Origin of the sequence: Chroococcidiopsis sp., assembly GCF_051657925.1 — a bacterium.
Lineage (GTDB): Bacteria > Cyanobacteriota > Cyanobacteriia > Cyanobacteriales > Chroococcidiopsidaceae > Chroococcidiopsis.
In genome coordinates this window covers 1-8,180 of record NZ_JBOFLP010000071.1, presented here as the reverse complement: position 1 = coordinate 8,180, position 8,180 = coordinate 1, and the positions used below count along the sequence as shown (strand labels likewise).

Sequence of the window (8,180 nt, the reverse complement as noted above, 5' to 3'; positions counted from 1 at the left end):
AAAAAAACCAGGTAAGAGTAACTTATTTTTACCATCGATCGCCGTGCCGTTTATAGGTAATTGGGGAGCAATAGCAGCAATGCAATCGTTTTCTATCTGCACGTCTACTGTTGTGTAACCGTCTTCAACCGGAATTAAGGCTTGTTGAATCGTATAACTCACAAACTTATCCTTAAATATCAACAAATATAAAATCTTGTTATTTAGTGTGACACTAATTCTGTAAAAAAGATTTCTACTCAGGGTACAAAGTCACTGAATAATAATCTTGCATATAGGAGCGTGCGATGCATCGATCAAACTGCATCTGGGCAAACATCTATGCGCCCTTACAATTTCCCCTGATACGGGCGGGTTTACCGAGATGATGAGCTTCTCATACAGAGATTGTATAGAAAACCCGCTCCTACAACCAACTTACCACTATCGAATTCCATGAATCAATTAACAACTCTAGGAATACCGCCTAACGCCTGGGCAGTCAACGAAGCGATCGCAGATATCACTCGTCCGCCTCTAGACACAAAAATTATTACCCTACCAACTCAAACCAAAACTCTACGCCTCGACTTGGCAAAGTCTGCCATTCTAGTCATAGATATGCAAAATGATTTCTGTCATCCCGATGGCTGGCTGGCGCATATTGGCGTGGATTTTACTCCTGCCCGCAGCCCGATTTCACCGCTAAAATCTTTACTGTCAGTTTTGCGGCAAATTGATGTCCCTGTCCTCTGGATCAACTGGGGCAATCGTCCCGATTTAGTTAATATTAGCGCTGGTTCGCGCCACGTTTACAACCCCACAGGTACGGGAGTCGGGTTAGGCGATCCTCTCCCTACCAACGGTGCTAAGGTACTAACGGCTGGAAGTTGGGCGGCGGCGGTGGTAGATGAGTTAGAACAACTTCCCCAAGATATCCGCGTCGATAAGTACCGCATGAGTGGTTTTTGGGATACTCCCTTAGATAGTATTTTGCGTAATCTGGGCAGAACGACGCTATTTTTTGCAGGCGTAAATGTCGATCAATGCGTCATGGCAACATTACAAGATGCTAATTTTTTAGGCTACGACTGCGTGTTAGTCGAAGACTGTACTGCTACCACATCCCCAGAGTATTGCTGGCTGGCAACTTTATACAACGTTAAGCAGTGCTTTGGTTTTGTCACCGATTCCCAAGCTATCGTGGAAGCAATTAAAGATACAGCGACCAGCGACCAGTGACCAGTTATCGGTTACCTCTCGCCTCTTGCCTATTACCAACTACCAATTACCGCGTATGAATACAAATCGTTGTGTAATTCCCGTTGTTAAGTCTCCCCAAGACTACCAAGCCTTTCGGATTAGCCCTCAAGATACCAACAGATTGGCGCTTGTCTTTGACACGGCAACTGCTAACAAGTCACTGACGATGTGTGTAGAAATTTTTGATGTGGATGGCAAGACTCCTCCTAATCGACACCGACGGGCAGTAGAAATGTTTTTTATCCTCAAAGGCGAAGGACGAGCAATGTGTGATGGGAAAACGGTTTCTATCCAAGCCGGAGATAGCATTTTAGTCCCTGCTACGGGAACTCATATCATAGAAAATACTGGTTCGACTCGGTTGTATGCCCTGTGTATCATGGTTCCAAACGAAGACTTTGCCGAACTGATCCGTAGCGGTACGCCTGTAGAACTGGATGAGGAGGATATTTCCGTGTTGCGTCGCTTACCTGCACCAGTTTTATGTTAGGCGTGCGCCCGAAAAAAACTGTTTCGATGCTGACGCGCGATCGCGTGCGGTTGGATGCAGATGTCTACTATCCTGATGCTGAGGGTGAATTTCCCGTATTATTAATGCGTCAACCCTATGGTAGGGCGATCGCTTCTACTGTAGTCTACGCCCATCCAACTTGGTATGCTGCCCGTGGATATATTGTCGTAATTCAAGACGTGCGAGGGCGAGGTACATCAGAGGGAGAATTTAAGTTATTCGTCCATGAAATTGAAGATGGCGAAGATACGGTAAATTGGGCGGCGAATTTACCTGGTAGTAATGGCAAAGTTGGGATGTACGGCTTTTCTTATCAGGGAATGACGCAGTTGTATGCTGCTGCTGCCAAGCCTCCCGCCTTAAAAACAATTTGCCCTGCGATGGTTGCCTATAACCTTTACAGCGACTGGGTATACGAGGGTGGGGCGTTTTGCTTGCAAACGAACTTGGGCTGGGCAATTCAACTCGCTGCCGAATCCGCCAGGATACAGGGTGATGTTGCGGCACATTACACTCTCTACGCTGCTGCTCAAGATATATCTGTCTACGATCGCGTTCCTAGCTTAAACGAGTGCCTACGTAAATTCGCGCCTAATGCCTTTTATCACGAGTGGTTGGAACATTCTCAAGATGATGACTACTGGCAGGAAATTTCGCCTCAGCGCTATTTGCAACATGTAGATCTACCGATGTTTCATATCGGCGGCTGGTTTGATACATACCTGCGCGGGACGCTGCGTTTGTACAAAGATATGGCAGAACGGAGTCAATATCGTCAGCAGCTGCTTGTGGGACCTTGGGCGCATTTACCTTGGTCGCGCAAAGTCGGTGTAGTTGATTACGGGCTGGAAGCTGTCAGTCCTGTAGATGAAATGCAAATCCGTTGGTTCGATCGGTTTTTGAAGGGTTTGGATACGGGCTTAGAAGCAGAGTTACCGATTCGTTGGTTTGAGATGGGAACTAATATGTGGCGCACTTTTCCCACAATAAGTAAATCAAACCAGAAATCGTATTTTTTGTCAAGCAGTGGATTGGCAAGTATTCGGGAAGACTCAGGGATGCTAAGCGCATCTTGTCCCGAATCCTATTATTCAGATGTCTTCGTTCACGACCCTTGGCGACCCGTGCCAGCGTTGGGGGGTCATGCAGTCGTACCCGCAGGATCGTTTGAGCGATCGCAAATTGACTGTCGGACTGATGTTTTGACGTATACTACTGCACCCTTAGCGACAGATTTGCATTTGGCGGGGGAGGTGATGGCTGAGATTTGGTGCAGTGCCGATACGCCCAGCCACGATCTGTGTGCGGTGGTTTCTGAGGTACATCCGAATGGGAGTGTCTATAACCTGACTCAGGGTTACGTTCATGTTGCATCAGGGCAAGATCGACCTTTAAAAATGTCTCTGCAAGCGACGTGTGTGTGTATTAGAAAGGGGAATGCTTTGCGGTTGAGTTTGAGTGCGGCTTGTTTTCCGGCTTATCCGATGAACCCTGGTACGGGTTCGCCTTTGGGTAGCACGCGGTTGATGGATGCTCGAGTTGTGACTTTGAGGGTTGAGTGTGGTGGCGATCGCGCTTCAAGGTTGGTATTGCCAGTGGTGTCCGATCGTTAAAAGGCAGAAGGCAGAAGTTTGTCTTTTTGCCTCCTGCTTTTGAGCTAAGGTGAATTACTCTGCCGTAGCTAAAGATTCGCTTGCTTTAGTCAACTGCTTGCCAAGTTTTTGTACGATTCCTTTAAAACCGCGCGGCGCTTCTGAGGCGATTTCTGTAGTATGTTCGCCTACTTCAGCTAGAGCCTTTGCAATTGTTGCAGGCTTGGCGTTACCACGCTTGAGGGTTTGCTTCAACCCCTTCAGGCTATCTGCCAACTGTTGGTATTGTTCGCCTTCTGTTTTATGCAATAAGTTGTACCACAAGTCGATTGCGCTTACAGCCTCTTCAGGATCGAGCGAGGTGAGTTCTTCGCCTTCTGCCTTGTCTACCAAAGCATCCATTTGTTGGTGATGTTCTTGGTCTTCAGCCTTGGCAACTGAAGTACCAGCTTTACGAAGTTGCTTACCTAGTCGTCCGACAGACTGCTTTATACCCTTTTCAAGATCGCTAGAAAACTCACTGGTTTGTTCGCCAATATCAATCAGTGCTTCGCTGATTTCATGTCCAGTTGCTTTGCCACTCTTAAGCAGCTTTTGTAGCTCTTTCAGTCTGCTTGCTAGTTCTTTTACTTCCGGTTCTTTAAACTGATGGAGATAGTTATACCAGCGATCGACCAAATTGAGGGCGCTTTCTGCTTCAATCTTGCTGAAGTCTCCTTCCATAGATTGAAGTAATTCGTCAATTTCCCGCTCTATATTGAACTCTGCTTTATTTTGTTTCTCTTCAGTCTCTTTTTTAGTTGCCATAATAAGGCTTCCGTTAAGGAATTTAAAGTACACAGACTAAGATTACAAAGCCACAACGAGCGACTCCTCACTCTTTAGAAGCAAAATTAGTGAGAAAAGATACATTTTTAGTAAGTCGATGGAGAGAGAAGATCTTCCACTGCATCCCCAACACGTAAAAAATCAAAACCAAAATCGATTTTTGCGTGGTGCGATCGCAATTTCAGAGGAAATAACTTGCCCACCAAGGTAGCGAGTCGGGAGAGAGATGGGACGATTTTCTGCATGAGTTGATAGCCACGATACGACTACCAAACAGATGTGGGCAATTGAGTAGGTAATAATGAGTTCCATATTGAATTTAGTCAGAGTGGTAGTAGCGTTGCTCGATCCAAATTCGCATTTCTGCCTCGGAACTGAGACTAGTAGATTTACGGGTTTTTGGATCGAATGCTTGCCAGTAAGGGTTACCATTACGGTCTTTTTTACGCCAAACTTGCAATTCATGACCGCGAGTTAACGCCCGAACTAATTTTTCAAGAATTACTTTAAAGTTCTCAACGAACAATAAAGATATTCTTTTTTTTTGCGTAGGCAAAGCTGAGGTTTTCATCATAATCAACCTACAATCGTATTTATTTGCAGCAAAATCTACAGGCAAACTTCTATATTTTTGCCCTTTGATTTTTAACTTTTGACTTGCTTATTTCTAGTTTTATCCTCAGCAGACAAATTGATAAGGTACGGATTTAAAAATTTTAAATAGAACAGTTGACTCGATCTAAAACTGTTCTAGGTAAATAAAGTCAAAGTGTACCATCACAGATTCAGATGAATCATTTATCATATTCAAACAGGCTGAATTCTCAATCTTTAAAAAGGATTGCATCGTGAGAATTCCTATTGAAAGACACTCATCTACGGCAGTTTATCTCCAGATCCGCGATCGCATCCGCCATCTGATTGAAACTGGCGCATTGCGATCGGGCGATAAACTCCCCTCTATTCGTACCCTATCAGCTAGTACGCGGGTGAATAAACTCACCGTCATCGAAGCTTACAACGTCTTAGCAGCAGAGGGATTGGTAGAAGCCCGTCAAGGATCTGGGTACTTCATCCGTCCGGCAAAAATCGATCGCGCTGAGTCGAAGCACCAATTTGCGCCCCCCCAAGACACGATTGTTTTAGAACAACCCCCCCTACCACCACTGATTGAAGAATTTCAGGGCGGTTCGTCTTTCAATCTCTACATGAAATCGGTGCAAGCCCGTCAGCAACCAGGGACGATCGATCTCAGTAGCGGTTTTTCTTTGGCTTCTGGATTGGACGATTTACCGCGCGTTGCCCGACGTGCCGTGAAGCAAATATCGGGTAGCTTATTTAACTACGACTTACCCCAAGGACAGCTCGTACTGCGGCAACAAATTGCGCGGTTATTGGTACAGCAGCACGGTTTAAATGTCACGGCAGACAATTTAATTATTACTAATGGCTCCAAACAAGGAATATTGTTAGCCGTACATCACTATGTCAAACCTGGTGATTGGGTGTTGGTTGAAAGCCCAACTTGGTACGGTATGCTATCCCTGCTGTACAACATGGGTGCAAGGGTCATTGGTATTCCCATGACACCCGAAGGCATAAATTTGGAGTTGTTGGAAAAAAATCTTTACACTTATCGTCCCAAGCTGATATTTACCGTCAGTACATTACACAATCCTACAGGTCTTACCACTTCCTTAGATCATCGCCGTCAATTATTGGCATTAGCAGAAAAATACGATTGCGTCGTACTTGAAGATAATGCTTATGAAGGGCTAAACTTTGAACCCGTACCAGTACCAATCAAAGCATTAGATACAACCGATCGCGTCATTTATGCTGGCACATTTTCGAAAACGATTATGCCAGGTATTCGTGTCGGTTATCTCGTTGTAACTGGAGAAGATTATCAGCCCTTAGTAGAGCGTAAATTGCACTACGATATCCACGTATCTACAGTTTCACAGGCTATTGTCAGCGAGTATTTAGCATCTGGACATTATCGCCACCATTTAGCACACTTGCAAGCCGTCCATCTTCAGAGTCGCAACGCCATGCTAAGCGCCATGCAGCGTCACTATCCTCCTGCTACTTATTGGACGATTCCCAAAGGTGGAACTTTCTTATGGGTGCAAATGCCTGCCCATTTACCGCTAGCAGAAATTTGTCAAAAAGCGTTAGCCAGAGGCGTGTTCGTTGCCGAAGGAACGCCATTTTTCCCAGGCGGACAGCAAAGCTATCCCGCTTTACGGCTGAATTTTACCCTTTTACCAGAACAAATCGAGCAAGGGATCGCCATTTTAGGAGAAATCTTGCAGAAGTACGTTTAGTCAAAATCAAATGTAGGGTGGGCAATGCCCACCTTGCTAAAAATCGTCGGCAAGACAGATAAAACGTATTATCAAACTATTGCAAAATTAGAATGAGATTATTAGCTCAATGTTAGAATCTATTTCACCTAATTTCTCAGGCGAATTATCAAATATTCAGAATATTCAAATTGTCACCTACCAGCCTCAGTATCAAGCAGCAATTATCAAGCTCATCTTGAACATTCAACAAAAAGAATTTGGTCTACCAATTACTCTCAAAGACCAACGTGACTTACTAGATATTCCGAGTTTCTATCAACAAGGTAATGGTAATTTTTGGATTGCTTTAGATCGAGAAAAAGCTATCGGTACGATCGCCGCTATCGATATAGGTAATAGTCAGCTAGCTTTGAGAAAAATGTTTGTCGATTCTAAGTATCGCGGGAAGGAAATAGGTTTAGGTCAACAGCTATTAAATTCGCTTTTGAATTGGGCGCGAACAAAAGATATTTGCGACATTTATTTAGGCACAGTTGATGTTTTTCAAGCGGCGCATAAATTTTACGAAAAAAATGGATTTATCAGAATACATCAATTAGTTTTACCTCCTGGTTTTCCCAGGATGACTGGTGATACAATGTTTTATTGGTTGAACTTAAACAATTAACTTTTACGCTCGAGTTGCTTGTATGAAACGATTTTAAAAATAAAAAATTTAACTTTATGACCAACCTTAGTGTCAATCTTAATAAAGTTGCTTTGTTGAGAAATACTCGAAATATTGGCATTCCAAGCATTACTCGCGCTGCACAAATTTGCATCGACGCAGGAGCCAGCGGAATTACCGTTCATCCTCGTCCCGACGAACGACATATCAAACCTTCAGATGTTTATGAGTTAGCAAAAATGTTAACAGTTGAGTTAAATATTGAAGGTAATCCTTTTCAGCCTCCATTTATGGAGATAGTCCGCCAAGTAAACCCAACTCAGTGTACTCTAGTTCCAGATGCACCAGATACATTCACTTCAGATAGTGGCTGGAACTTAGTTCGAGATGGGGAAAAGCTAAGACCAATTATTAACGAATTAAAATCTTTAGGAATTCGCGTCAGTCTGTTTATGGATACCGATCTAGAGCAAATTCAAATTGCTAAAAAGATTGGTAGCGATCGCATTGAATTATATACAGAACCTTATGCTACAGCTTTTCGTCATGGTAATGTAGAATCAGTCTTTCAACAATATGCTGCTGCCGCTAAACAAGCTCAAGCGATCGGTTTAAATGTAAATGCCGGACACGACTTAAATTTACAAAACTTGGCAAAATTCTGCTCAATTCCCAATATACTTGAAGTCTCAATCGGTCATGCGCTGATAGCAGATGCATTAGACATGGGACTATCAACAGCAGTAAAAGAATATCTGAAAGTGCTGCCAGAGTCAAAAATTTGAAAAAGTCAGACATCGGTAAAACCGATGTCTGACTTTTTGCCGTTGAACAAATCTATCTTTCGAGCTATTAAACTTGGTCACGCTTTCTGCAAACATAGCTTGATTTTCCAAAAATCTAGCTATGTTTGCCTCTTTCATAGCCAACAAGTGGCATTTTTCTTCTGCCAGTTCTGATACAGTTATTCTCCTGGTGGAAAAGTTACTAACAGTTTCCTTGGCAAATACTTCTGATTCAATTTCTAA

10 protein-coding genes and 1 pseudogene are annotated in these 8,180 nt (G+C 43.6%); 6 read left to right on the top strand and 5 right to left on the bottom strand.

Features of this window, described 5'->3' with window-relative positions:
* A pseudogene (locus ACRC32_RS05475) lies at positions 1-162 on the bottom strand (amidohydrolase); the annotation flags it as partial.
* Positions 163-435: 273 nt separating this feature from the next.
* Between ACRC32_RS05475 and ACRC32_RS05470 the strand changes: the two are divergent.
* Genes ACRC32_RS05470 through ACRC32_RS05460 form a run of 3 tightly spaced genes read left to right on the top strand, consistent with a single transcriptional unit; the run spans position 436 to position 3,366 of the window.
* Positions 436-1,221 (top strand): cysteine hydrolase family protein, encoded by a 786-nt coding sequence (locus tag ACRC32_RS05470; RefSeq protein WP_438553042.1) that lies wholly within the window; start codon positions 436-438, stop codon positions 1,219-1,221.
* Between the two features lie 55 nt (positions 1,222-1,276).
* Positions 1,277-1,732 carry a cupin domain-containing protein gene (locus ACRC32_RS05465; protein WP_039713097.1) on the top strand — a complete coding sequence of 152 codons (456 nt, stop codon included), beginning with the start codon at positions 1,277-1,279 and terminating at the stop codon, positions 1,730-1,732.
* Entirely contained in the window at positions 1,726-3,366 is a 1,641-nt protein-coding gene (locus tag ACRC32_RS05460; RefSeq protein WP_438553041.1) for a CocE/NonD family hydrolase, read from the top strand. The genes ACRC32_RS05465 and ACRC32_RS05460 overlap by 7 nt, the downstream gene beginning before the upstream one ends.
* 54 nt (positions 3,367-3,420) lie before the next feature.
* On the opposite strand, the gene ACRC32_RS05455 is transcribed toward ACRC32_RS05460, so the two are convergent.
* The 3 genes from ACRC32_RS05455 to ACRC32_RS05445 all read right to left on the bottom strand — a co-directional run bounded on the left by ACRC32_RS05455 (position 3,421) and on the right by ACRC32_RS05445 (position 4,747).
* Positions 3,421-4,152 (bottom strand): hypothetical protein, encoded by a 732-nt coding sequence (locus ACRC32_RS05455; protein WP_438553040.1) that lies wholly within the window; start codon positions 4,150-4,152, stop codon positions 3,421-3,423.
* Between the two features lie 162 nt (positions 4,153-4,314).
* Positions 4,315-4,485 carry a hypothetical protein gene (locus tag ACRC32_RS05450; protein WP_438553039.1) on the bottom strand — a complete coding sequence of 57 codons (171 nt, stop codon included), beginning with the start codon at positions 4,483-4,485 and terminating at the stop codon, positions 4,315-4,317.
* A gap of 7 nt (positions 4,486-4,492) precedes the next feature.
* A complete protein-coding gene (locus ACRC32_RS05445; protein WP_438553038.1) occupies positions 4,493-4,747 on the bottom strand; it encodes a hypothetical protein in 255 nt (84 codons plus the stop codon).
* A gap of 274 nt (positions 4,748-5,021) precedes the next feature.
* Between ACRC32_RS05445 and ACRC32_RS05440 the strand changes: the two genes are divergently transcribed.
* The 3 genes from ACRC32_RS05440 to ACRC32_RS05430 all read left to right on the top strand — a co-directional run bounded on the left by ACRC32_RS05440 (position 5,022) and on the right by ACRC32_RS05430 (position 7,937).
* Entirely contained in the window at positions 5,022-6,503 is a 1,482-nt protein-coding gene (locus ACRC32_RS05440) for a PLP-dependent aminotransferase family protein (RefSeq protein WP_438553037.1), read from the top strand.
* A 109-nt stretch (positions 6,504-6,612) separates the two neighbouring features.
* Positions 6,613-7,152 carry a GNAT family N-acetyltransferase gene (locus tag ACRC32_RS05435; RefSeq protein ID WP_438553036.1) on the top strand — a complete coding sequence of 180 codons (540 nt, stop codon included), beginning with the start codon at positions 6,613-6,615 and terminating at the stop codon, positions 7,150-7,152.
* Positions 7,153-7,208: 56 nt separating this feature from the next.
* A complete protein-coding gene (locus ACRC32_RS05430) occupies positions 7,209-7,937 on the top strand; it encodes a pyridoxine 5'-phosphate synthase (protein ID WP_438553035.1) in 729 nt (242 codons plus the stop codon).
* On the opposite strand, the gene ACRC32_RS05425 is transcribed toward ACRC32_RS05430, so the two are convergent.
* A partial coding sequence (locus ACRC32_RS05425; protein ID WP_438553034.1) for a hypothetical protein occupies positions 7,926-8,180 on the bottom strand: 255 nt, incomplete at its 5' end. The two genes, ACRC32_RS05430 and ACRC32_RS05425, sit on opposite strands and share 12 nt — an antisense overlap.

Coding starts and splice junctions, on each gene's coding strand:
- ACRC32_RS05470 (WP_438553042.1), top strand. CDS start 436: ATGAATCAATTAACAACTCTAGGAATACCGCCTAACGCCTGGGCAGTC.
- ACRC32_RS05465 (WP_039713097.1), top strand. CDS start 1,277: ATGAATACAAATCGTTGTGTAATTCCCGTTGTTAAGTCTCCCCAAGAC.
- ACRC32_RS05460 (WP_438553041.1), top strand. CDS start 1,726: ATGTTAGGCGTGCGCCCGAAAAAAACTGTTTCGATGCTGACGCGCGAT.
- ACRC32_RS05455 (WP_438553040.1), bottom strand. CDS start 4,152: ATGGCAACTAAAAAAGAGACTGAAGAGAAACAAAATAAAGCAGAGTTC.
- ACRC32_RS05450 (WP_438553039.1), bottom strand. CDS start 4,485: ATGGAACTCATTATTACCTACTCAATTGCCCACATCTGTTTGGTAGTC.
- ACRC32_RS05445 (WP_438553038.1), bottom strand. CDS start 4,747: ATGATGAAAACCTCAGCTTTGCCTACGCAAAAAAAAAGAATATCTTTA.
- ACRC32_RS05435 (WP_438553036.1), top strand. CDS start 6,613: ATGTTAGAATCTATTTCACCTAATTTCTCAGGCGAATTATCAAATATT.
- ACRC32_RS05430 (WP_438553035.1), top strand. CDS start 7,209: ATGACCAACCTTAGTGTCAATCTTAATAAAGTTGCTTTGTTGAGAAAT.